Genomic DNA, 22,020 nt, shown 5'->3' on the forward strand with positions numbered 1-22,020 from the left:
CCGAGCGCCCGGAAAACGGTCCGGTGGACCGTTTTCAGCGAGGAAGGCCGCGGCAGCGGCCGGGACAGCGCCCCGGTCCGGCCCCACCCCGCAGCCTTGCGCCGAACCCCGTTCCGCGCTATAGGCGCGACAGTCTTTTCGGGCGACATGGCCACAACAGGCCGCCAGCACACGGGTCGGGCGTCATGCCGCGACCCTTTGTCGTTGCCGCGGGGGACGCAAACCACAGACCGGCGGAGCCAACCGCCCGGCCCGTAACAGCTTCAAAGGAAACGACTGCCGCATGGCGAAAACCGCATCCATGGAGGAATTCGAAGCCCTCCTGAACGAAAGCTTCGAAATCGACACGCCCGAAGAGGGCTCGGTCGTCAAGGGCCGCGTCATCGCCATCGAGGCGGGGCAGGCCATCATCGACGTCGGCTACAAGATGGAAGGCCGCGTCGATCTGAAAGAATTCGCAGCCCCCGGCGAAGACGCGAAACTCAGCGTCGGCGACGAGGTCGAGGTCTATCTGGACCGGGTGGAGAACGCCCGCGGCGAGGCCAGCATCTCGCGCGAGAAAGCCCGCCGCGAAGAGGCCTGGGACCGTCTGGAGCAGGCCTACGCCAAGGAAGAGCGCGTCGAGGGCGCCATCTTCGGCCGCGTCAAGGGCGGCTTCACCGTCGATCTGGGCGGCGCCGTGGCCTTCCTGCCCGGTAGTCAGGTCGACGTGCGTCCCGTGCGCGACGCCGGCCCGCTGATGGGTCTCAAGCAGCCGTTCCAGATCCTGAAGATGGACCGCCGCCGCGGCAATATCGTGGTGTCGCGCCGCGCCATCCTGGAAGAGAGCCGCGCCGAGCAGCGCGCCGAGGTCATCGCCAACCTGCACGAAGGTCAGGTGGTCGACGGCGTGGTCAAGAACATCACCGAATACGGCGCCTTCGTCGATCTGGGCGGTGTTGACGGGCTGCTGCACGTCACCGACATGGCCTGGCGCCGCGTCAACCACCCGTCCGAGATCCTGTCGATCGGCGAGACCGTCAAGGTCCAGGTCGTCAAGATCAACAAGGACACCCACCGCATCAGCCTGGGCATGAAGCAGCTGCAGTCGGATCCGTGGGACACCGTGTCGGACAAGTTCCCGATCGGCTCGGTCCACAAGGGCCGCGTGACCAACATCACCGACTATGGCGCCTTCGTGGAACTGGAAGCCGGCGTCGAGGGTCTGGTCCACGTCTCGGAAATGAGCTGGACCAAGAAGAACGTCCACCCCGGCAAGATCGTCTCCACCTCGCAAGAGGTCGACGTGATGGTGCTGGAGATCGACGAGCAGAAGCGCCGCGTGTCGCTGGGTCTGAAACAGACCATGCGCAACCCGTGGGAAGTCTTTGCCGAAACCCACCCCGCCGGCACGCCCATCGAGGGCGAGGTCAAGAACATCACCGAGTTCGGTCTGTTTGTGGGCCTGGAAGGCGACATCGACGGCATGGTGCACCTGTCCGACCTGTCCTGGGACCAGCGCGGCGAGGATGCGATCCAGAACTACCGCAAGGGCGACGTCGTCCAGGCCGTGGTTCAGGAAGTCGACGTCGACAAGGAACGCATCAGCCTGTCGATCAAGGCCCTGGAAAACGACAGCATGTCCGAGGCCGTCGATGGCGTGAAGCGCGGTGACGTGGTCACCGCCACCGTCACCGCGATCGAGGACGGCGGCATCGAGGTCGAGTTCAACGGCGTGAAGTCCTTCATCCGCCGTTCGGATCTGGCCCGCGACCGTCAGGACCAGCGCCCCGAGCGTTTCCAGGTCGGCGATTCGGTCGATGCCCGCGTCACCAACGTGGACACCCGCACCCGCCGCCTGGGCCTGTCGATCAAGGCCCGCGAGATCGCCGAGGAAAAGGAAGCCATCGACCAGTACGGCTCGTCCGATTCGGGCGCGTCGCTGGGCGACATCCTGGGCGCCGCGCTCAAGAGCCGCAACTGATCCCGGTCTGGCGCGGGAAAATCCCCGCGCCGGCACCATCGGGCCGCCCCCCTGTTCGGGGGGCGGTCTTTTTTCATGGCAAGGGGATGGTAATATCCCTGAAAACCTGCAACCTTTTCAGTCCTGTTGCGTTTCCTTCCCTGGAATCTCCTCGCGCGGACAGTGCTACAGACAAAACGGGACGCCCCATGATCCGGTCAGAACTGATTCAGAAAATCGCCGAAGAAAATCCCCATCTTTTCCAGCGCGACGTGGAACGGATCGTGACGACCGTGTTCGAAGAGATCATCGGCGCCATGGCGCGGGGCGAGCGGGTCGAACTGCGCGGCTTCGGCGCGTTTTCGGTCAAGCAGCGGCAGGCCCGGCTGGGCCGCAACCCGCGCACCGGCGAGACCGTGCAGGTCGAGGAAAAACACGTCCCCTTCTTCAAGACCGGCAAGCTGCTGCGCGACCGGCTGAACGGGCTGGACGCGGACGGCACCGACGCCGACTGAACACGCCCCTGCGCCCTGTTGTCCCGGCGGGGCCAAGTGTGGTTCAGGGTGGTTGCGTCCCGCCGCCGGTTCTAGGAAACTTGCGCCCGACACCCGAAACCGATGCCCGGCGGGATCGGGCGCGTAAGGATCGGGCAGCGAAAGGTCTTGCCGATGCGTTATCTGCGCTTGCTGTTCGTCGTGGTGCTGGCGGCGGTTCTGATCGTGGTCGCGCTGGCCAACCGGCAGTTCGTCGAGGTCAGCCTGCTTCCGGCCGGGCTGGACCAGTGGGTCCCCGGCGACTGGAGCGCGCGGATGCCGCTGTTCCTGATCATCCTGCTGGCGATCCTGGCCGGGATGCTGCTGGGGGTGGTCTGGGAATGGCTGCGCGAATCGTCGCTGCGCCGGCAATCCGCCCAGCGGGCGCATGAGCTGCAGGCGCTGGAGCGCGAGGTCGGCAGCCTGCGCAAGACCCACCACGCCCCCCGCGACGAGGTGCTGGCGATTCTCGACGCGCCGAAGCCGCCGGCACCGGCGACCGCCGCGACTCCGGCAACGGGCCCCGCGGCGGGCCCCGCGGCGCTGCCCGCCAAGAGCTGATGGCCCAGGTCAAGATCTGCGGCCTGACCCGCCCCGAGGATATCGAGGCCGCGGCGCAGGCCGGCGCGCGCTATGCGGGATTCGTGTTCTTCCCGAAATCGCCCCGGCATCTCTCGATCGAATCGGCGGCCGCGCTGGCGGGAAATGCCCCTGATCTGCTGGCGCGCGTCGGGCTGTTCGTGGACCCCGACGACGCGGCGCTGGATGCGGTGCTGGCGCGGGTGGCGCTGGACATCATCCAGCTGCACGGCAGCGAATCCCCTGCCCGCGTGGCCGAGATCCGCGCCCGCACCCGCCTGCCGGTGATGAAGGCGGTGGGCATCGCCGCCCCCCAGGATCTGGATGCGCTGTGGGATTACGGGCTGGTCGCCGACCTGCTGCTGGTCGATGCCAAACCCGCCCCCGGGGCGGCGCTTCCGGGGGGCAACGGGCTGGCCTTTGACTGGCGGCTGCTGGCCGGGCGGCGACTGCTGCGGCCGTGGATGCTGGCGGGCGGGCTGACCCCCGACAACGTGGCCGAGGCGGTGCGCCTGACCGGCGCGCCGATGGTCGACGTGTCCTCGGGCGTCGAATCCGCGCCGGGCATCAAGGACGCGGACCGCATCCGCCGCTTTGTCGCTGCCGCCGGGGCCAAGGCCGGGGCATGAGCATCCGTTTCCGCCCCGCCACCCGCGAGGACGTGCCCGAGGTGGTGGCGCTGCTCTCCGACGATATCCTCGGTGCGGGGCGCGAGACCGCCGGGCTCGACCGCTATCTTGCCGCCTTCGCGGCCATGCAGGGTGAAACCGGCAACCAGTTGATCGTGGCCGAGGATGCGGGCGGCCGCGTCGTCGCCTGCTATCAGCTGATCGTCATGTCCGGCCTGTCGCTTTCCGCCACCCGCCGCGCCGAGATCGAGGCGGTGCGCATCGCCGCCAGCCTGCGCGGCCAGGGCCTGGGCGCGCGGCTGATCGCCGACGCCGAATCGCGAGCCCGCGCCGCCGGCTGCGGGCTGTTGCAGCTGACCAGCAACGCCAGCCGCAGCGACGCACTGCGCTTCTATCAGGGGGCCGGGTTTACCCCATCGCACATCGGATTTAAGAAACCTCTCTGACGGGCTCCTTCGACGGGCAAGGCAGGCCCCAGTCAGCCGCGCGGGAGAGCACGATGGCCGAAGATCTGATCAACAGCTACACGACCGGGCCGGACGACCGCGGCCGTTTCGGCATTTTCGGCGGCCGTTTCGTCAGCGAAACGCTAATGCCGCTGATCCTCGACCTGCAGGCGGAATATGAGCGCGCCAAGACCGACCCCGCCTTCCGGGCCGAGATGGACGATCTGTGGAAAAATTATGTCGGCCGTCCCTCGCCGCTGTATTTCGCCGAGCGCCTGACCGCGCATCTGGGCGGCGCGCGCATCTATCTCAAGCGCGAAGAGCTGAACCACACCGGCAGCCACAAGATCAACAACGTGCTGGGCCAGATCCTGCTGGCGCGGCGCATGGGCAAGACCCGCATCATCGCGGAAACCGGCGCCGGCCAGCACGGGGTGGCCACCGCCACCGTCTGCGCGCGTTTCGGGCTGAAATGTGTGGTCTACATGGGCGCCGAGGACGTGCGCCGCCAGCAGCCCAACGTATTCCGCATGAAGCTTCTGGGCGCCGAGGTGGTCCCGGTGCAGTCGGGCCGCGGCACGCTGAAGGACGCGATGAACGACGCGCTGCGCGACTGGGTGACCAACGTGCGCGACACCTTCTATTGCATCGGCACCGTGGCCGGACCGCACCCCTATCCGGCGATGGTGCGCGATTTCCAGACCATCATCGGGCGCGAGACCAAGGCCCAGCTGATGGAGGCCGAGGGCCGCCTGCCCGACACGCTGGTCGCGGCGATCGGCGGCGGCTCCAACGCGATGGGGCTGTTCCACCCGTTCCTCGACGACCGCTCGGTGCGGATCATCGGGGTCGAGGCCGGCGGCAAGGGCGTGGACGAAACCATGCAGCATTGCGCCAGCCTGTCGGGCGGCCGCCCCGGCGTGCTGCACGGCAACCGCACCTATCTGCTGCAGGACGCCGAGGGCCAGATCCTCGAAGGCCATTCGATCAGCGCCGGGCTGGACTATCCCGGCATCGGCCCCGAGCACGCCTGGCTGCACGACATCGGCCGCGCCGAATATGTCAGCGTCACCGACACCGAGGCGCTGGCGGCCTTTACCCTGTGCTGCGAGACCGAAGGCATCATCCCCGCGCTCGAGCCCTGCCACGCGCTGGCGCATGTGATGAAGATCGCGCCCGACCTGCCCGAGGACCACCTGATCGTGATGAACCTCAGCGGCCGCGGCGACAAGGACATCTTCACCGTCGCCCGCCACCTGGGCGTGCAGATAGAGGGCTAGGATCGGGGCTGGCGCGTCAGCGTCAGCACGTTCAGCAGCGATTCCCGGTAGGGCAGCGGCAACAGCAGCCGCCCCCGCCCGGGGCCGGTGATCTCCAGCAGCCCGGCATCGGGCAAGGTCTCGCTGGCGGTCGTGTCCAGATGGGCGGGGAAGTCGCGATAGGGCAGCGGCGCCTCTCCCTGCACGAAGGTCGAGCCGAGATAGATCCAGGCGCCGTCCAGAATCTGCAGGGTGCCGCTGCTGCGCTGCGATCCGGTCAGCTTGTCGAAATGCAGCACCCCGTCGCGCAACTCGATCCGGCAGCGGAAGGGCGGATATTCGACCAGCGGCAGGATGCCGCCGATCTTGGTCATCCGGCACTGCCAGTCGCCGGCCAGCGCCTCCACCGTCACCTGCTCTGCCGGCAGGGCCGCCCCGCGCAGCACCGCAGTGGCGGCGGCCAGATCCGCCTCGCTGCCCTTGGCCAGCACCTGCCGCAGCGCCCGGCCGATGGCGGTGTCGAGCTGGTCCAGCCGGGCGCGGTCGTCGGGCCGGGGCTCCTGCGCCGCCGCAGGCAGCGCCAGCAGCGCAAGCGAAAGGACAAGGGGGCGGATCATGCGGGACCTCTGGTGGCGGCCGGCGGGGCGGTCAGTGCGGCCCCTCAACCGCATGGGCGCGCAACAGTTCCAGCGGCACGATCTCGGTGGCGCTTGCGTGGGTGGCCTCCAGCACGACCTTGGGGGCGGCGAACTCCTCGGCCGCCTGCAGGAAGCGCGCGGCGCAGAGGCACCAGCGGTCGCCGGGCTTCAGCCCCGGAAAGCGGAACTCGGGCCGCGGGGTGGAAAGATCGTTGCCCAGGTATTTCGACAGCGCCAGGAACTCGGCGGTGACCACCACGCAGACCGTGTGGCTGCCGCGGTCCTCGGGCCCGGTGTCGCAGCAGCCGTTGCGGTAGAACCCGGTCAGCGGGTCGGTGGAACAGGGCTGCAGCCGCTGGCCGAGGACGTTGAGCGAGGGTTCCATCGGGGGTTCCTTTCGTTGCGGCCGGACCGGGGGTTTTCCCCCCGGCCACTGCCGTGGCCTTCCTCGCTGAAAACAATCCACCGGACTGTTTTCCGGGCGCTCGGAAGCCCGGAGGATATTTGGACAAGGAAGAAGCCCACCTAGCGGAAGCGGTCGGCGAGCGATTTGAGTCGGTCGGTCATCGTACGGGGTTCCGGGGCGGCGGGGGTGGCTTTGGCGGGGTCGGCCTGAACCGGGGGCGCCGCCGGGCGCGAGGGTTTCGGCGGCGTCATCCGGGCGGCCAGCGCGGTGCCAAAGGCGGCGCCGTCGCCGCGGGCGAGTGCGGCGGCCCCGTCCGAGATGCCGCGCAGCAGATCCTCCAGCATCGGCTGTTCCGCCTTGGCGAAGTCCGAGAGCACATGGCCGGTCACCCGGTCCTTGTGGCCGGGGTGGCCGATGCCGATGCGCAGCCGCCGGTAGCCCTCGCCGATATGCTGGTGGATCGAGCGCAGCCCGTTGTGCCCCGCGTGCCCGCCCCCGGTCTTGAGCCGGCAGACCCCGGGGGCAAGGTCGAGCTCGTCATGCAGCACCACCACCTCGGCCGGGGTCAGCTTGAGATAGCGCATCGCCTCGCCCACCGACTGGCCGGACAGATTCATGTAGCCCTGCGGCTTGAGCAGCGTCACCCGGCTCTCGCCCAGCCGCCCCTCGGCCGCCAGCCCCTGGAACCGCGGCTTCCACGGCGAGAACCCGTGGTCGGCGGCGATCCGGTCCACGGCCATGAACCCGACGTTATGCCGGTTGCCGGCGTATTTCGCGCCGGGATTGCCAAGCCCCACCATCAAGATCATCGGCATTTTCCGCGCTTTCAGCCCATCCCTTGCGGCGGACCTCGCCCGTAACTAAGACTCTGTCAACTGTTCGCCGCTATGACGGGTCCGATCAAGGGCCAGTGCAGGCGAATCGAAAATCAGGCAACGGGCAGGGCAGATGCAGGATCCGGCAGAATACTACATGAATACGCTCGTCCCGATGGTCGTGGAACAGACCAGCCGGGGCGAACGCGCCTATGACATCTTCTCGCGCCTGCTCAAGGAACGCATCATCTTCCTGTCCGGCCCGGTGCATGACGGGATGGCGACGCTGGTCTGCGCGCAGCTGCTGTTTCTCGAGGCGGAAAACCCGTCCAAGGACATCAGCATGTATATCAACAGCCCCGGCGGGCTGGTGACGGCCGGGCTGTCGATCTACGACACGATGCAGTATATCCGCCCCCGCATCTCGACGCTGGTGATCGGCCAGGCGGCCTCGATGGGCTCGCTGCTGCTGGCCGCGGGGGAAAAGGGCGCGCGGTTTTCGCTGCCCAACAGCCGGATCATGGTGCACCAGCCCTCGGGCGGGTTCCAGGGCACGGCCTCGGACATCCTGATCCACGCGCGTGAAACCGAAAAGCTCAAGCAGCGGCTGAACGAGATCTATGTGCAGCACACCGGCCGCACCCTGGCCGAGGTCGAGGAGGCGCTGGAACGCGACCGCTTCATGTCTCCGGACGAGGCGAAGGACTGGGGGCTGATCGACGACATCCTCGCGGCACGCGGCAAGGCCGTGCCCGAAAGCTGAGCCGGCGCGGCAAGGGCGGCAAAGATCGCCCGGCCGGGGGATGGGGCCGAGGGACTGGGCCTGAAAACCGCGGGCCCGGAAATGCGGGATTGTGACCGGACGCCGCCCCCCCTAACATGGGCGGAACCGACAGGACGCGCCGAACCGCGCGGCGGATGGCTCCGCGCGGTCCAGACAAGGCAAGGATGACGACGATGGCAAACCAGCCCGGCGGCGACAGCAAGAACACGCTCTATTGCAGCTTCTGCGGCAAGAGCCAGCACGAGGTCCGCAAGCTGATCGCGGGCCCGACCGTGTTCATCTGCGATGAATGCGTCGAACTCTGCATGGACATCATCCGCGAGGAAACCAAGAGCGCCGGGCTCAAGACCGGCGACGGCGTGCCCAGCCCGCGCGAGATCATGGCGGTGCTGGATGATTACGTGATCGGCCAGGAACACGCCAAGCGGGTGCTGTCGGTCGCGGTCCACAACCACTACAAGCGGCTGAACCACAGCTCGAAATCCGACATCGAGCTGGCTAAGTCGAACATCCTGCTGATCGGCCCTACCGGCTGCGGCAAGACGCTGCTGGCGCAGACCCTGGCCCGCATCCTGGACGTGCCCTTCACCATGGCCGATGCGACCACGCTGACCGAGGCCGGCTATGTCGGCGAGGATGTGGAGAACATCATCCTCAAGCTGCTGCAGGCGTCGGAATACAACGTCGAACGCGCGCAGCGCGGCATCGTCTATATCGACGAGGTCGACAAGATCACCCGCAAGTCCGACAACCCCTCGATCACCCGCGACGTCTCGGGCGAGGGGGTGCAGCAGGCGCTGCTGAAGATCATGGAGGGCACGGTCGCCAGCGTGCCGCCGCAGGGCGGCCGCAAGCATCCGCAGCAGGAGTTCCTGCAGGTGGACACGACCAACATCCTGTTCATCTGCGGCGGCGCCTTTGCCGGGCTGGACCGGATCATCGCGCAGCGCAACAAGGGCAGCGCCATCGGTTTCGGCGCCTCGGTCAAGGAACAGGACGACCGCGGCGTGGGCGAGATCTTCAAGGACCTCGAGCCCGAGGACCTGCTGAAGTTCGGCCTGATCCCCGAATTCGTCGGCCGCCTGCCGGTGATCGCCACGCTGACTGACCTGGACGAGGACGCGCTGATCGCGATCCTGACCAAGCCCAAGAACGCGCTGGTCAAGCAGTATCAGCGGCTGTTCGATCTCGAGGACGTCAAGCTGACCTTCACCGAGGACGCGCTGAAGGCGATCGCGCGGCGGGCGATCAAGCGCAAGACCGGCGCCCGCGGCCTGCGCTCGATCATGGAGGACATCCTGCTGGACAGCATGTTCGAGCTGCCCGGGCTGGACAGCGTGACCGAGATCGTGGTGAACGAGGAGGCGGTCGAGAACCCCGCCGCCCGGCCGCTGCAGATCCACGCCGAGGCAAAAAAGGACTCGGCCGCGGCGGGCTGAGGACGCGCAGGAACCGCGCTGTTCCTTGCACCCATGCGGCAAGGCTGCACTCTGGTTTCAGAGTGCAGCAAAATTGCCCGGGCTTGTTGATAATGTGCAGGCCCGAGGCAGTCACCACCCGCCTTTGATCCTCTGTATGACGGGGCCCACCGCCGGAAGTGTTGCTGAATCGGGAGCGCGGGCTGGTACGGCGCAAGCTCGGCGCCCGGCGCCGTTGTGGCCTCTGCAGCAGCGACCGCGTCCTGATCCACATCGGATGCGGTCCCGCCTCTCTGCGGCATGTCCTCCGGGGTCCAGCGCCCGCGGCGGGAATCGGCAAACCCTGGGGGCGACCTTGTTTCTTGCAGGTCGGGACTTCCACCCTGCCAGACGGAACTTCGGCCTTTTCTCCTTAAAATCCATGCGACGCGGGCCACCACCTGGCCCACCCGCACTGGCGTCACTGACGCTTCCTCCCGCATGACTACTCGGTTCCGCCGGCGGGATGAAACAGACTTCCACGCCGGGAAACGCAGTCAGGCAGCCCCCCACCACAGCCGAGCAGATCGAAACCCCGACCTCCGCCGCCCGTCGCGCGGACGCTTCTGTCCGTGATATCCGCTGTGACGACGCGGCGATTCCCACGCCCCCGGTATCCGGCCGACATGTCGGCGCGTCTTTCCGCACAAAGCCGCGACAGCGTTCTCAGCCCGCTTCCCTCCTCTCTCACCCGCGGCAATCCATATTTGCCCCGTTATCGCTAACGCGCTACACTCCGGCGATTGCCTAGCAAGCGGACAAGCGCCATGGCCCTGCATCCCGTCATCGACCGCGTGACCGACCGCATCCGGCAGCGTTCGGCCGGCCCCCGCGCCGCCTATCTGGCCCGGGTGGCGCGCGCGGCCGAGGATGGGCCGCGCCGTGCGCATCTCTCCTGCTCGAACCAGGCCCACGCCTATGCCGCCATGCCCGACAAGCAGGATTTCGCCGCGACAAGGCGGCCGAATATCGGCATCGTCACCGCCTATAACGACATGCTCTCGGCCCATCAGCCCTATGAGCATTACCCCGAGCTGATCCGCCGCGCCGCCCATGCCGCGGGCGCCACCGCCCAGGTGGCGGGCGGCGTCCCCGCCATGTGCGACGGCGTCACCCAGGGCCGCGCCGGAATGGAGCTGTCGCTGTTTTCCCGCGACGTGATCGCGCTGGCCGCCACGGTGGCGATGTCGCACGACACCTATGACGCCGCGGTCTGGCTGGGGATCTGCGACAAGATCGTGCCGGGGCTGGTGATCGCCGCCGCGACCGCCGGGCATGTGCCGGCGGTGTTCCTGCCCGGCGGGCCGATGCCTTCGGGCCTGCCCAACGACGAAAAGGCCCGGGTGCGGCAGGAATTCGCCGCCGGAAATGTCGGGCGCGAGGCGCTGATGGCGGCCGAGATGGCCTCCTACCACGCGCCGGGCACCTGCACATTCTACGGCACCGCCAATTCGAACCAGATGCTGATGGAGTTCATGGGGCTGCAACTGCCCGGGTCCAGCTTCGTCAACCCCGGCACGGCCCTGCGCGAGGCGCTGACCATCGCAGGCGTCCATCGCGCCGCCGGGATCACCGCGATCGGCCCCGACTATACCCCGATCAGCGCGATCCTGGACGAGCGCGCCTTCGTCAACGGAATCGTCGGGCTGATGGCGACGGGCGGCTCGACTAACCACGTCATCCACCTGCCGGCGATGGCGCGGGCGGCGGGCATCCTGCTGGATCTGCAGGATTTTCACGAAATCAGCGCGGTGGTGCCGCTGCTGGCGCGGGTCTATCCGAACGGGCTGGCCGACGTGAACCATTTCCACGCCGCCGGGGGTCTGGGCTTCATGATCGCGCAGCTGCTCGACGCGGGGCTGCTGCACGGGGACGCGCGCACCATCATAGACCCGGGACTCGACCGCTACCGCCAGGAACCGCGCCTGACGGGCGAGGGCGCCGAGTGGGTCGCCGGCGCGCGCGAAACGCTCAACGACCGCATCCTGCGCCCGGTGGCCGCGCCCTTTGCCGCCACCGGCGGGCTGCACATGCTGTCCGGCAACCTCGGCCGCGCGGTGATCAAGGTCTCGGCCGTCAAGCCCGAGCTGCATGTGATCGAGGCCCCTGCCCGCATCTTCACCGACCAGGCGCAGGTCAAGGCGGCGTTTCAGGCGGGCGAGTTCACCGGCGACAGCATCGTCGTCGTCCGCTTCCAGGGCCCGCGCGCCAACGGCATGCCCGAGCTGCATACGCTGACGCCGCTGCTGTCGGTGCTGCTCGACCGCGGGCTGCGGGTGGCGCTGCTGACCGACGGGCGGATGTCGGGGGCCTCGGGCAAGGTGCCGGCCGCGATCCACTGCACGCCCGAGGCCGCCGCCGGCGGGCCGCTCGCGCAACTGCGCGACGGCGATGTGCTGCGGCTGGACGCGATCACCGGCACGCTCGACTGCCTGACGCCGGATTTCGCCAACCGCCCCGCGACCACCGCCGACCTGTCGGCAAACGAAGAAGGCCTGGGCCGCGAGCTTTTCGCCCTGTTCCGCGCCAATGCCTCGGCGGCCGACGAAGGGGCGAGCGTCCTGTTCTAGTATTTCTTCATCATCGAAATATCCTCGGGGGTGCGGGGGTGGAAAACCCCCGCTCCGGCCGCGCCGCCTTGCACCCCGCTATTTCAGCTTGGTCCAGCTCTGCGACTTGCAGATCAACCCGCCCGCCACGCAGCCCGACAGCTTCATCGCGGTGCCGCTGACGCTGGCCTTGCCGTTGTAGATCTTGTTGTCGGCCGGGCGCAGCACCTTGCCGGCATAGGCGCCGCCGCCCGAGGGCACCATGTCGATCACGATCTGCTTGCCGATATTGGGCGAGCGGTATTCCTCGGTCCCCTTGAAGGTGCGCATGATCGTGCCGCAGAACGCCGGGCCGCAGGGGATGATCTGCACCAGCGCGACCGAGCCCTCGTCGGGCTGGGTCTGCCAGATGCCCTCGATCGGGTCGGCGGCAAGCGCGGCGCCCGCCACCAGCGACAGGGCGGCGGCCAGGGTGATGGTTCGCATGGATATCTCCTCCGGTTCCTCTGGGGCGATTGGGCCGCGGCGCCGGCGTTCTGGCAAGCGTGACGTGAGGTCGCGCGCCCGGCCCGCATGGGCTTTCCCGGAAGGGGCGGCTGTGGCATGGACGCGGGCAACCCGCCACGGCTGAACGGAGCGCGACATGATCCTCTACCCCGCCATCGACCTCAAGGACGGCAATTGCGTGCGGCTGCTGCGCGGCGACATGGAGGCGGCGACGGTCTTCGGCACCGACCCGGCGGCGCAGGCGCTGGCATTCCAGCAGGCGGGGGCGCGCTGGCTGCATCTGGTCGACCTGAACGGCGCCTTTGCCGGGCGGCCGGTGAACGCGGCGGCGGTCGAATCGATCCTTGCCACAGTCTCCATCCCCGTGCAGCTGGGCGGCGGCATCCGCGACATGGAGACCATCGGTTTCTGGCTGGACCGCGGCGTCCGCCGGGTGATCCTGGGCACGGTGGCGGTCGAAAATCCGGCGCTGGTGACCGAGGCCGCGCAGCGTTTCCCCGGCCGCATCGCGGTGGGGATCGACGCCCGCGGCGGCCGCGTCGCCACCCGCGGCTGGGCGCAGGACACCGAGGTGATGGCCACCGACCTTGCCCGCAGCTTCGAGCACGCCGGGGTCGCCGCGATCATCTATACCGACATCGACCGCGACGGCGCCATGCAGGGCCCGAATGTCGCGGCGACCGCGGCGCTGGCGCGGGCGGTCTCGATCCCGGTGATCGCCTCGGGCGGGGTGTCGCGGCTGTCGGACCTGATCGAGCTGCGCGACAGCGGCGTGATCGCCGGGGCGATCTCGGGCCGGGCGCTTTACGACGGGGCCATCGACCTGACGCAGGCGCTGCAGGCGCTGGCCTGACACCGGGCGGCACCGCCAAGCCGGGGGGCTTCGCGCCCCGGACCACTGCCGTGGCCTTCCTCGCTGAAAACGGTCCACCGGACCATCCGGCGGGAAAACAGCCCTGAGGGCTGTTTTCTGATCCGCCTTCTATCCCGGGCGCTCGGAAGCCCGCGGGATATTTCCGCACCAAAGACGGGCTGCCGGGTCGGGCTGGGGGAAGCATCGCTTGCCTTCCGCGGGGGCTCTGCATAGATAACACCGGTCCGAAAAGATAAGGCTGCCGCCCCGTGGAAAACGTCGTCCTGACCGTGCATCTCATCCTTGCGCTGCTGCTGATCGGCATCGTGCTGCTTCAGCGATCCGAGGGTGGCGGGCTTGGCATCGGCGGCGGCGGCGGCAACGTGATGACCGGGCGGCAGGCGGCGAACGCGCTGTCGCGCGGCACCTGGATCATCGCCACCGCCTTCCTGATCACCTCGATCGCGCTGACCGTGATCGCGGCGCGCAATTCGGTGGGGGGCTCGGTGGTGGACCGCATCGCCCCGGCGCCGGCCGCGCCCGCGGGCAACCTGCCGACGCTGCCGACCTATGCGCCGCCGCCCGGGGTGGGCCAGCCGGTGCTGCCGCCCGGCGCCGCGCCCGCAACCGAGGCGCCCGCGGCCGAGGCGCCTACCGCCGAGGATGCAGCCCCCGCGGCCGAGGCTCCGGCGACCGACGCCCCGGTCACCCCGCCCGCACCGGCGGCCGAGGTGCCGGCAGAGCCCGCACCCGACGCCACCGGCAGCGAGCCTGCCGCTGCGGCCACCGAATCGGCCCCGGCCACCGCGCCGGCCCCGGTGACACCGCCGGCCAATTGACCGACCGACATGCGGGGGCGCGCTGCCTGTGCCCCCACGACATCTTGCTGTGTCCGTTGCGGTTTTGCGAAGAATCGGCTATAGGCCGGGTCCCGTGATGCCGGTCCAACCGGGCCAGTTCCGCATTGCCTAGACGATCACGGGGACCCTGAATGGCGCGCTATATCTTCATCACCGGCGGTGTCGTGTCCTCGCTGGGCAAGGGGCTTGCCTCGGCCGCCCTGGGGGCGCTGTTGCAGGCGCGCGGCTATACGGTGCGGCTGCGCAAGCTGGACCCCTATCTGAACGTCGATCCCGGCACCATGTCGCCGTTCGAGCATGGCGAGGTCTTCGTCACCGACGACGGCGCCGAGACCGATCTGGACCTGGGGCATTACGAGCGTTTCACCGGGGTTTCCGCGCGGCGCAGCGACACGATCAGCGCCGGGCGCATCTATTCCAACGTGCTGGAAAAGGAACGCCGCGGCGAATACTTGGGCAAGACCATCCAGGTCATTCCGCACGTCACCAACGAAATCAAGGACTTCCTTGCCATCGGCGAGGATGAGGTCGATTTCATGCTGTGCGAAATCGGCGGCACCGTCGGCGATATCGAGGGGCTGCCCTTCTTCGAAGCGATCCGCCAGTTCGCGCAGGAACGCCCGCGCGGCAAGGTCATCCTGATGCATCTGACGCTGCTGCCCTGGCTTGCCGCCAGCGGCGAGCTGAAGACCAAGCCCACCCAGCACTCGGTCAAGGAGCTGCGCTCGATTGGCTTGCAGCCCGACGTGCTGGTCTGCCGTTCCGAACAGCTGATCCCCGACCGCGAGCGCGCCAAGATCGCGCTGTTCTGCAACGTGCGGCCGGATTCGGTGATCCCCGCCTATGACCTCAAGTCGATCTACGAGGCGCCCCTAGCCTATCACCGCGCCGGATTGGACCGGGCGGTGCTGGACGCGTTCCAGATCAGCCCCGCCCCGCGCCCCGACCTGTCGCGCTGGGAAGACGTGATGGACCGGCTGACCCATGCCGAGGGCGAGGTCCGCATCGCCGTGGTCGGCAAATATACCGAGCTGGAGGACGCGTATAAATCCGTGTCGGAGGCGCTGACCCATGGCGGCATGGCCAACCGGGTGCGGGTGCGCCCGGAATGGATCGCGGCCGAGGATCTGGAACAGGACGGCGGCACCCATCTGCTGGACGGCTATCACGGCATCATCGTGCCCGGCGGCTTTGGCGAGCGCGGCACCGAGGGGATGATCACCGCCGCGCAATACGCCCGCGAAAAGCGCGTCCCCTATCTGGGCATCTGCCTGGGGATGCAGACCGCGGTGATCGAGGCGGCGCGCAACCTGGCCGGCATCACCGACGCGGGCTCGCAAGAGTTCGACCGCGACGGGGGCGCCGGGCGCTGCACGCCGGTGGTCTATCACCTCAAGGAATGGGTGCAGGGCAACCGCAAGGTGGAACGCAAGCCCGACGACGCCAAGGGCGGCACCATGCGGCTGGGGGCCTATACGGCGGTGCTCAAGTCCGGCTCGCTGATCAGCCGGGTCTATGACGGCGCCACCGAGATCGAGGACCGCCACCGCCACCGCTACGAGGTCGACGTGAGCTATCGCGAGCAGCTCGAGGCGGCGGGGCTGGCGTTTTCCGGCATGTCCCCCGACGACCGCCTGCCCGAGGTGGTCGAGATCGAGGGCCACCCGTGGTTCATCGGCGTGCAGGCCCACCCCGAGCTGAAATCCAAGCCCTTCGCCCCTGCGCCGCTGTTCGCCGACTTCATCCGCGCCGCCAAGGAACAGGAACGGATGGTGTGAGCGGCCGGGGCGCCCCTGCCCTGCTGCCGGCCCGGTCGCTGCGGGCGCTTTCCATGCTGCGGGCTCCGTCGCTGCGCGCCCCCTCGCTGCGGGTCCCTGCCCTGCTGGTCCTGTCGCTGCTGGCGGCGCCCGCCCTGCCGCCCGCCGCATTTGCCGATGCGCCGCTGTTCATCGTCGAGCCGTCGCAGATGCCCTTCGACCTGGGCCCCGGCGCGCCCGCCAACCAGCCGGCGCGGGCGGGAAACCTGCCGCACGCCCCCGGCAACAGCGGCGCCGCGCCCGGCAACGGCTCGGGCATCCGCGCCAACGCCCCCGACAATCCGGCGAACCTGCCCGGCGGCGGCCGCACGATCTGGGCGGGTGACGAGCCGGTCGGTTATTACACCCGCAACGGCGGCACGCTGAACCTGTTCGACCGCCGCGGCCACCGCATCGCCTATCGCCCCGGCGGCGGGCGGACGAAATCGCTGTTCTCGCCGCAGGGAACATGGTGCGGCACCGTGGCGGAGACCGCCGACGGCATCGCCCTCGGCCTGACCCGGGACTGCGCCAACGCCTTCCTGCGCTGACAGCTTACCCCCGCAGCGCCGACCCCGCCCCCAGCACCTTCAAAAGCACATTTCCGTCTGGCCCGAACGCCCGAACACTTCGCGTCCACCAGTGCTTCCTCGCCGGGAAGTCGCCGCACTCCGTAGTGCCGCAGCCAGCGTCCAAAAGCACATTCTTTCGGGTCCAAATACCCAGGCACTTCACAGCCACCAGTGTTTCCGTCACCAGGAAATCGCCGCAATCCGCAACCGGCGCCTCAAAGGCCTGTTTCTTTCTGGCTCAAATACCCAGATACTTCGCGGCCGCCAGTGCTTCCTCGCCACGAAATCGTCGCACTCCGTAGTGCCGCAGCCAGCGTCCCAAAGCACATTTCTTTCTGGCCCAAATACCCGGACACTCCGCCGACGCCAGCGCCCCCCTCCCATCACCGCCCCCTCCAAACGAAAACGGCGCGCCCCCAAGGGACGCGCCGTCTTTCCGTTTTCCAGGCAGGTCAGAGCTTCCGCTCGACCTCCTCGCGCTCGAAGATCTCGATGACGTCGCCCTTGCGGATGTCGTCGTAGTTCTCGAACGCCATACCGCATTCCTGGCCCGACTGCACTTCCTTGACCTCGTCCTTGAAGCGCTTGAGCGTCTTGAGCGTGCCCTCGTGGATGACCACGTTGTCGCGCAGCAGGCGCACCCCGGCGGAGCGCCGCGCCACCCCTTCGGTGACCAGACAGCCCGCGACGTTGCCGATGCCGGTGACGCGGAACACTTCCTTGATCTCGGCATAGCCGATGAAGTTTTCCCGCACCTCGGCCGAGAGCAGCCCCGAGGCCGCCGCCTTGATGTCGTCGATCAGGTCGTAGATGATCGAGTAGTAGCGGATCTCGACGCCCTTCTGATTGGCGCTGGCCCGCGCGGGCGCGTTGGCCCGCACGTTGAAGCCGATGACCGGGGCGCTGGAGGCCTCGGCCAGGCCGACGTCCGATTCGGTGATCGCGCCGACGCCGTAATGCAGCACACGGACGCGGACCTCTTCGTTGCCGACCTTTTCCAGCGCCTGCACGATCGCCTCGGCCGAGCCCTGCACGTCGGCCTTCACCACCACCGGCAGTTCCGCGACGTTTTCGTCGGCCTTGGCCTTGGCCATCAGCTCTTGCAGGGTGGTGGCGGCACCGGCGGCGGCGCGCTTGTCCTTGGCGGCCTGGATCCGGTAGCTGGCGATCTCGCGGGCTTGGGCCTCGGTCTCGACCACGTTCAGCACGTCGCCGGCCTCGGGGGTGCCGTTCAGGCCCAGAACCTCGACGGGGGTCGACGGCCCGGCCTCGGACACGCGGTCGCCCTTATCGTTGATCAGCGCGCGGACCTTGCCCCACTGCTCGCCCACGACGAAGATGTCGCCCTGTTTCAGCGTGCCGTTCTGGACCAGCACCGTGGCGACGGGGCCGCGGCCCACGTCCAGCTTGGCCTCGATCACCGCCCCCAGCGCCGCGCGCTCGGGGTTGGCGCGCAGTTCCAGGATTTCCGCCTGCAGCGCGATGGCTTCCAGCAGCTGGTCAACGCCCTGCCCGGTATGGGCCGAAACCTCGACGTCCTGCACGTCGCCCGACATCGCCTCGACCACCACCTCGTGCTGCAGCAGGTCGGTGCGGACCTTCTGCGGGTTGGCGGTCGGCTTGTCGATCTTGTTGATCGCGACGATCATCGGGACGCCCGCGGCCTTGGCATGGCTGATCGCCTCGACCGTCTGCGGCATCACCGCGTCGTCGGCGGCCACGACCAGCACCACGATGTCGGTGACATTGGCCCCGCGCGCCCGCATCGAGGTGAAGGCCGCGTGGCCGGGGGTGTCGAGGAAGGTCAGCAGCGCCCCGCTTTCGGCGCGCACCTGATAGGCGCCGATGTGCTGGGTGATGCCGCCGGCCTCGCCCGAGACCACGTTCGCCTGGCGGATGCGGTCCAGCAGCGAGGTCTTGCCGTGGTCCACGTGGCCCATGATGGTGACGATCGGGGGCCGGGGACGCAGGTCCTCGTCGCGGTCCTCGACGCTGTCGATCACCTGCTCCACGTCGGCGTCCGAGACGCGCACGGCGCGGTGGCCGAACTCGTCGATCACCAGCTCGGCGGTGTCGGCGTCGATGGTCTGGTTGGCGGTGACCATCATGCCCATCTTCATCAGCGACTTGACCACATCGGCCGAACGCTCGGCCATGCGGTTCGCCAGCTCGCCGACGGTGATGGTTTCCGGCAGCTGCACGTCGCGCACCTGCTTTTCGGCGCGATGCGACTGACCCAGCGCCTTGGCGCGGGCCTTTTCCTGCTTGCGCTTCATCGCGGCCAGCGAGCGGACGCGGCCGCCCTCGCCCGACAGCGCCTGGGTCAGCGACAGCTTGCCCTCGCGGCGGGTGTCGCCGCCGCGGCCCTTGCCGCGATCGCGGTCGGGTTCGGGGGCACGGGCGCGTTCGGGGGTGCGGCGCGGGGCCGTGCCTTTGTCGGCGCGCGCGGCCGCGGCCTCGGCGGCGGCGCGGTCGGTGGTGGCAGAGCTGCGCTCGGCGGGTTTCGCCGTCACCTCGGCCTTGCGCTGCGCGCGCAGCTCGGCCTCGCGGGCGCGGCGCTCGTCCTCTTCGGCCTTCAGCCGCAGGGCTTCCTCGCGCTCGCGCTCCTCGCGTTCCTTCGCTTCGATCTCGGCGCGGCGGCGTTCGCGTTCTTCCTCGCGCGCCTTTTCCTCGGCGGCGCGGCGGGCGATATCCTCGGCCTCGCGCGCCTTGGCGGCGGCAAGCGCCTTGAGCCGCCGCTCCATCTCGGCTTCCGAGATCCCTGCCGGGCGCTTGGACGGGTCCGAGGCCACTGCCGCAGGCGTGTTCGCGCGCAGCCCCGTCGCCGCTGCGGCCGAGGGTTTGGGCGTCACAACGCGCTTGCGCTTGGTCTCGACAACCACGTTATGCGTGCGCCCGTGGCTGAAGCTCTGCTTCACCTGCCCCGAACGCCCGCCTGCGCCGCCGCCCAGACCCAGGGGTTTCTTTCCGTCTCTATCGCTCATCCGCTCTCGAATCCTTCCCGGCAGAGGAACTGCCGATTTGCCCGCGCAGACCATTCAGCCTGCCGGCGTCCCTGATGACCCTGTCGGTCAGACCCCCGGGTGCGAGCGCGCTGTGTATGACATGATCGCGCCCGAATGCCAAACCCAATTCCGATGCCGTCAGGCACCCGAACCAGCGGCCGCCGGGCGGCGTCCACAACTTGCCCTTGCCACGGTCCGACCCGTCGCTGGCCTGGAAAAGCACCTTTGCCTTGCCGTCGGCCAGCCAGCCCTTGACCTTTTCGAATCCCGCGACCGCATCGCCGGCCTTGCGCGACAGCGAGATCAGTTCGATCACCCGCCGCGCCAGCGCCGCCTCGATTCCGTCCACGAGATCCGGTTCCGCCCTTACATGGGCCCTTGCACCCCGGGAAAACAGCCCCTTGTCGGCGGCTTTTTGCAGGGCCGTCCGGTCGGCCGCGACCCAGAAGCCGCGGCCGGGCAGTTTTTCGGCCAGATCGGGCACGACCATGCCCTCGGGCCCCGCAACAAAGCGGATCAACCCGGCCTTGGGCTGTACCTCGCCCGTGACGAGGCAGCGCCGTTCCGACGGCGCCTCGCGGTCCTTGTCCCGGCCCCCGCGCGTCAACCAGCGTTCCGGGGCGTTACACCCCGGCCTCCTCGGTTGCGGCGGCGGCTTCGTCGTCACCGCTCGTGCGGTGCAGCTCGTCGGGGTCCACCCAGCCCAGCATGACGCGGGCGGTCATCACCATGTCCTGCGCCTGTTCCAGCGAGATGCCGAAGGGTTCCAGGATGCCGTCGTCCTTGACCCGCTGGCCGTTCTGGGTGGTCCAGCCGCCGGCCAGTTCCCAGTCGGCGCAGGTGGCGAAGTCCTCAAGCGTCTTGACGCTGTCCTTGGCCAGCGCCTCGATCATCTGCGCGGTCAGCCCGTCAAAGCCGATCAGGCTGTCCTCGGCCCCCAGCGCGCGGGCATTTTCCAGCGCGGCCTTGCTGGCGGCTTCCAGATGGTCGCGGGCGCGGGCCTGCAATTCCTCGGCCGTGCCCTCGTCCACGCCTTCGATGGACAGCAGCTCGTCCAGCTCGACATAGGCGACCTCTTCCAGGTCGGTGAAGCCCTCGGCCACCAGCAGCTGGGCGAAGAATTCGTCCAGGTCCAGCGTGTCCATGAACAGCTGGGTGCGGGTGTTGAACTCGGCCTGCCGGCGCTTGGATTCCTCTTCCTCGGTCAGGATGTCGATATCCAGCCCGGTCAGTTGGCTGGCCAGCCGCACGTTCTGGCCGCGCCGGCCGATGGCCAGGCTCAGCTGTTCCTCGGGGACCACGACCTCGATGCGGGTCGCGTCCTCGTCCACCACCACCTTGGCGACCTGCGCCGGCTGCAGCGCGTTCACCAGGAAGGTGGCCTGATCCTCGGACCACGGGATGATGTCGATCTTTTCGCCCTGCAGCTCACCCACCACGGCCTGCACGCGCGAACCGCGCATCCCCACGCAGGCGCCGACCGGGTCGATCGAGCTGTCATAGGAAATCACCGCGATCTTGGCGCGCGAGCCCGGGTCGCGGGCCACCGCCTTGATCTCGATGACGCCGTCGTAGATTTCCGGCACTTCCATCTTGAACAGCTCGGCCATGAACTGCGGGTCGGTGCGCGACAGGAAGATCTGCGGGCCCCGCACCTCGCGGCGTACGTCCTTGACATAGGCGCGGATGCGGTCGTTCGGGCGATAGCTTTCGCGGCCGATCTTTTCGTTGCGGCGCAGCACCGCCTCGCCGCGGCCCACGTCGACGATGATGTTGCCGTATTCCTCGCGCTTGACGATGCCGTTGATGATGGTGCCGGCGCGGTCCTTGAACTCTTCGTACTGGCGGTCGCGCTCGGCCTCGCGGACGCGCTGCAGGATCACCTGCTTGGCCGATTGCGCGGCGATCCGGCCCAGCTCGACCGGGGGGACCAGCTCTTCGAACACGTCGCCGGGCTGCGGGCCGCCGGCGAAATCCTCGACCACCGCGCCGTCGCGCAGCCAGCGGGTGTCCTTGCGCGGCTCGAAATAGGCGCGCGCCTCGGCGGCGGTGAACTGCGCCTGGTAGTTTTCGACCGCGTCATCCTCGACCACGGTGCGGACCCGGGTAAAGCGGGCGTTGCCGGTCTTGCGGTCGATTACGACGCGGATGTCCATCTCGGCGCCGTAACGGGACTTGGCCGCGCGGGCGAGGCTGTCCTCCATCGCCTCGATCACCAGACCGGGGTCGATCATCTTCTCGCGCGCGACCGCCTCGGCGGTCTGCAACAGTTCGAGCTGGTTGGCAGAGGTAATGGCCATGCTCACTCCTTGGTTGCGGCAGGATCGCCGCGCTGGTCTGTTTCCGTGTCGTCGGTGTCGGTGTCGGTGTCGGTGTCGGCGATATCGGTA

The 22,020-nt window shown here is 68.6% G+C and carries 19 protein-coding genes and 1 pseudogene; 13 read left to right on the forward strand and 7 right to left on the reverse strand.

The window, feature by feature from the left end; all coding sequences use genetic code 11:
* Positions 1-250: 250 nt before the first annotated feature.
* From rpsA to trpB, 6 genes and pseudogenes are all read left to right on the forward strand, one after another.
* Positions 251-1,963, forward strand: a pseudogene (rpsA, locus tag BUB57_RS04325) (30S ribosomal protein S1); the annotation flags it as partial.
* A gap of 188 nt (positions 1,964-2,151) precedes the next feature.
* Positions 2,152-2,457 carry an integration host factor subunit beta gene (gene ihfB, locus BUB57_RS04330; protein WP_073062723.1) on the forward strand — a complete coding sequence of 102 codons (306 nt, stop codon included), beginning with the start codon at positions 2,152-2,154 and terminating at the stop codon, positions 2,455-2,457.
* A gap of 153 nt (positions 2,458-2,610) precedes the next feature.
* On the forward strand, positions 2,611-3,036 hold the full coding sequence (locus BUB57_RS04335) for a lipopolysaccharide assembly protein LapA domain-containing protein (protein ID WP_073062726.1): 426 nt from the start codon (positions 2,611-2,613) through the stop codon (positions 3,034-3,036).
* Entirely contained in the window at positions 3,033-3,683 is a 651-nt protein-coding gene (locus BUB57_RS04340) for a phosphoribosylanthranilate isomerase (RefSeq protein WP_143159616.1), read from the forward strand. Before BUB57_RS04335 ends, BUB57_RS04340 begins: the two co-directional genes overlap by 4 nt.
* On the forward strand, positions 3,680-4,129 hold the full coding sequence (locus BUB57_RS04345; RefSeq protein WP_073062732.1) for a GNAT family N-acetyltransferase: 450 nt from the start codon (positions 3,680-3,682) through the stop codon (positions 4,127-4,129). Before BUB57_RS04340 ends, BUB57_RS04345 begins: the two co-directional genes overlap by 4 nt.
* Positions 4,130-4,182: 53 nt before the next feature.
* On the forward strand, positions 4,183-5,409 hold the full coding sequence (trpB, locus tag BUB57_RS04350; protein WP_073062734.1) for a tryptophan synthase subunit beta: 1,227 nt from the start codon (positions 4,183-4,185) through the stop codon (positions 5,407-5,409).
* Here trpB and BUB57_RS04355 read toward each other — a convergent pair.
* From BUB57_RS04355 to pth, 3 genes are all read right to left on the reverse strand, one after another.
* Positions 5,406-6,005, reverse strand: coding sequence for a DUF4893 domain-containing protein (locus BUB57_RS04355; protein ID WP_159435550.1), 600 nt, complete (start codon positions 6,003-6,005; stop codon positions 5,406-5,408). The genes trpB and BUB57_RS04355 overlap by 4 nt on opposite strands.
* A gap of 31 nt (positions 6,006-6,036) precedes the next feature.
* Positions 6,037-6,411 carry a DUF2237 family protein gene (locus BUB57_RS04360; RefSeq protein ID WP_073062737.1) on the reverse strand — a complete coding sequence of 125 codons (375 nt, stop codon included), beginning with the start codon at positions 6,409-6,411 and terminating at the stop codon, positions 6,037-6,039.
* A 140-nt stretch (positions 6,412-6,551) separates the two neighbouring features.
* Positions 6,552-7,241, reverse strand: coding sequence for an aminoacyl-tRNA hydrolase (gene pth, locus BUB57_RS04365; protein WP_073063632.1), 690 nt, complete (start codon positions 7,239-7,241; stop codon positions 6,552-6,554).
* Positions 7,242-7,380: 139 nt separating this feature from the next.
* Here pth and BUB57_RS04370 point away from each other — a divergent pair, with 139 nt between their 5' ends.
* From BUB57_RS04370 to edd, 3 genes are all read left to right on the forward strand, one after another.
* Complete coding sequence (locus BUB57_RS04370) at positions 7,381-8,010, forward strand: ATP-dependent Clp protease proteolytic subunit (RefSeq protein ID WP_073062740.1); 630 nt, start codon at positions 7,381-7,383, stop codon at positions 8,008-8,010.
* Positions 8,011-8,204: 194 nt separating this feature from the next.
* On the forward strand, positions 8,205-9,470 hold the full coding sequence (gene clpX / locus BUB57_RS04375) for an ATP-dependent Clp protease ATP-binding subunit ClpX (protein ID WP_073062743.1): 1,266 nt from the start codon (positions 8,205-8,207) through the stop codon (positions 9,468-9,470).
* A gap of 785 nt (positions 9,471-10,255) precedes the next feature.
* Positions 10,256-12,058: a phosphogluconate dehydratase gene (gene edd / locus BUB57_RS04380; protein ID WP_073062747.1), complete on the forward strand. Its 1,803-nt coding sequence runs from the start codon at positions 10,256-10,258 to the stop codon at positions 12,056-12,058.
* 78 nt (positions 12,059-12,136) lie between these two features.
* Here the strand turns inward: edd and BUB57_RS04385 are convergent, their stop codons facing one another.
* A complete protein-coding gene (locus tag BUB57_RS04385) occupies positions 12,137-12,523 on the reverse strand; it encodes a DUF2147 domain-containing protein (protein ID WP_073062750.1) in 387 nt (128 codons plus the stop codon).
* Between the two features lie 157 nt (positions 12,524-12,680).
* Here BUB57_RS04385 and hisA point away from each other — a divergent pair, with 157 nt between their 5' ends.
* The 4 genes from hisA (at position 12,681) to BUB57_RS04405 (ending at position 16,604) form a co-directional block, all read left to right on the forward strand.
* Entirely contained in the window at positions 12,681-13,397 is a 717-nt protein-coding gene (hisA, locus tag BUB57_RS04390) for a 1-(5-phosphoribosyl)-5-[(5-phosphoribosylamino)methylideneamino]imidazole-4-carboxamide isomerase (protein ID WP_073062753.1), read from the forward strand.
* 269 nt (positions 13,398-13,666) lie between these two features.
* A complete protein-coding gene (gene secG, locus BUB57_RS04395) occupies positions 13,667-14,236 on the forward strand; it encodes a preprotein translocase subunit SecG (protein WP_073062754.1) in 570 nt (189 codons plus the stop codon).
* A gap of 152 nt (positions 14,237-14,388) precedes the next feature.
* Positions 14,389-16,035, forward strand: a complete 1,647-nt coding sequence (locus tag BUB57_RS04400) for a CTP synthase (RefSeq protein ID WP_073062756.1) — start codon at positions 14,389-14,391, stop codon at positions 16,033-16,035.
* A 53-nt stretch (positions 16,036-16,088) separates the two neighbouring features.
* Positions 16,089-16,604 carry a hypothetical protein gene (locus tag BUB57_RS04405; protein ID WP_073063635.1) on the forward strand — a complete coding sequence of 172 codons (516 nt, stop codon included), beginning with the start codon at positions 16,089-16,091 and terminating at the stop codon, positions 16,602-16,604.
* A gap of 473 nt (positions 16,605-17,077) precedes the next feature.
* Here the strand turns inward: BUB57_RS04405 and infB are convergent, their stop codons facing one another.
* Genes infB through nusA form a run of 3 tightly spaced genes read right to left on the reverse strand, consistent with a single transcriptional unit; the run spans position 17,078 to position 21,930 of the window.
* On the reverse strand, positions 17,078-19,609 hold the full coding sequence (gene infB / locus BUB57_RS04410) for a translation initiation factor IF-2 (RefSeq protein ID WP_073062758.1): 2,532 nt from the start codon (positions 19,607-19,609) through the stop codon (positions 17,078-17,080).
* Complete coding sequence (locus BUB57_RS04415; protein ID WP_073062760.1) at positions 19,599-20,237, reverse strand: RNA-binding protein; 639 nt, start codon at positions 20,235-20,237, stop codon at positions 19,599-19,601. Before BUB57_RS04415 ends, infB begins: the two co-directional genes overlap by 11 nt.
* A 16-nt stretch (positions 20,238-20,253) precedes the next feature.
* Positions 20,254-21,930: a transcription termination factor NusA gene (nusA, locus tag BUB57_RS04420; protein ID WP_073062762.1), complete on the reverse strand. Its 1,677-nt coding sequence runs from the start codon at positions 21,928-21,930 to the stop codon at positions 20,254-20,256.
* Positions 21,931-22,020: the final 90 nt, after the last annotated feature.

It is taken from the genome of Paracoccus solventivorans, assembly GCF_900142875.1.
Classification (GTDB): Bacteria; Pseudomonadota; Alphaproteobacteria; order Rhodobacterales; family Rhodobacteraceae; genus Paracoccus; species Paracoccus solventivorans.

Coding starts and splice junctions, on each gene's coding strand:
- ihfB (WP_073062723.1), top strand. CDS start 2,152: ATGATCCGGTCAGAACTGATTCAGAAAATCGCCGAAGAAAATCCCCAT.
- BUB57_RS04335 (WP_073062726.1), top strand. CDS start 2,611: ATGCGTTATCTGCGCTTGCTGTTCGTCGTGGTGCTGGCGGCGGTTCTG.
- BUB57_RS04345 (WP_073062732.1), top strand. CDS start 3,680: ATGAGCATCCGTTTCCGCCCCGCCACCCGCGAGGACGTGCCCGAGGTG.
- trpB (WP_073062734.1), top strand. CDS start 4,183: ATGGCCGAAGATCTGATCAACAGCTACACGACCGGGCCGGACGACCGC.
- BUB57_RS04355 (WP_159435550.1), bottom strand. CDS start 6,005: ATGATCCGCCCCCTTGTCCTTTCGCTTGCGCTGCTGGCGCTGCCTGCG.
- BUB57_RS04360 (WP_073062737.1), bottom strand. CDS start 6,411: ATGGAACCCTCGCTCAACGTCCTCGGCCAGCGGCTGCAGCCCTGTTCC.
- pth (WP_073063632.1), bottom strand. CDS start 7,241: ATGATCTTGATGGTGGGGCTTGGCAATCCCGGCGCGAAATACGCCGGC.
- BUB57_RS04370 (WP_073062740.1), top strand. CDS start 7,381: ATGCAGGATCCGGCAGAATACTACATGAATACGCTCGTCCCGATGGTC.
- clpX (WP_073062743.1), top strand. CDS start 8,205: ATGGCAAACCAGCCCGGCGGCGACAGCAAGAACACGCTCTATTGCAGC.
- edd (WP_073062747.1), top strand. CDS start 10,256: ATGGCCCTGCATCCCGTCATCGACCGCGTGACCGACCGCATCCGGCAG.
- BUB57_RS04385 (WP_073062750.1), bottom strand. CDS start 12,523: ATGCGAACCATCACCCTGGCCGCCGCCCTGTCGCTGGTGGCGGGCGCC.
- hisA (WP_073062753.1), top strand. CDS start 12,681: ATGATCCTCTACCCCGCCATCGACCTCAAGGACGGCAATTGCGTGCGG.
- BUB57_RS04400 (WP_073062756.1), top strand. CDS start 14,389: ATGGCGCGCTATATCTTCATCACCGGCGGTGTCGTGTCCTCGCTGGGC.
- BUB57_RS04405 (WP_073063635.1), top strand. CDS start 16,089: ATGCTGCGGGCTCCGTCGCTGCGCGCCCCCTCGCTGCGGGTCCCTGCC.
- infB (WP_073062758.1), bottom strand. CDS start 19,609: ATGAGCGATAGAGACGGAAAGAAACCCCTGGGTCTGGGCGGCGGCGCA.
- nusA (WP_073062762.1), bottom strand. CDS start 21,930: ATGGCCATTACCTCTGCCAACCAGCTCGAACTGTTGCAGACCGCCGAG.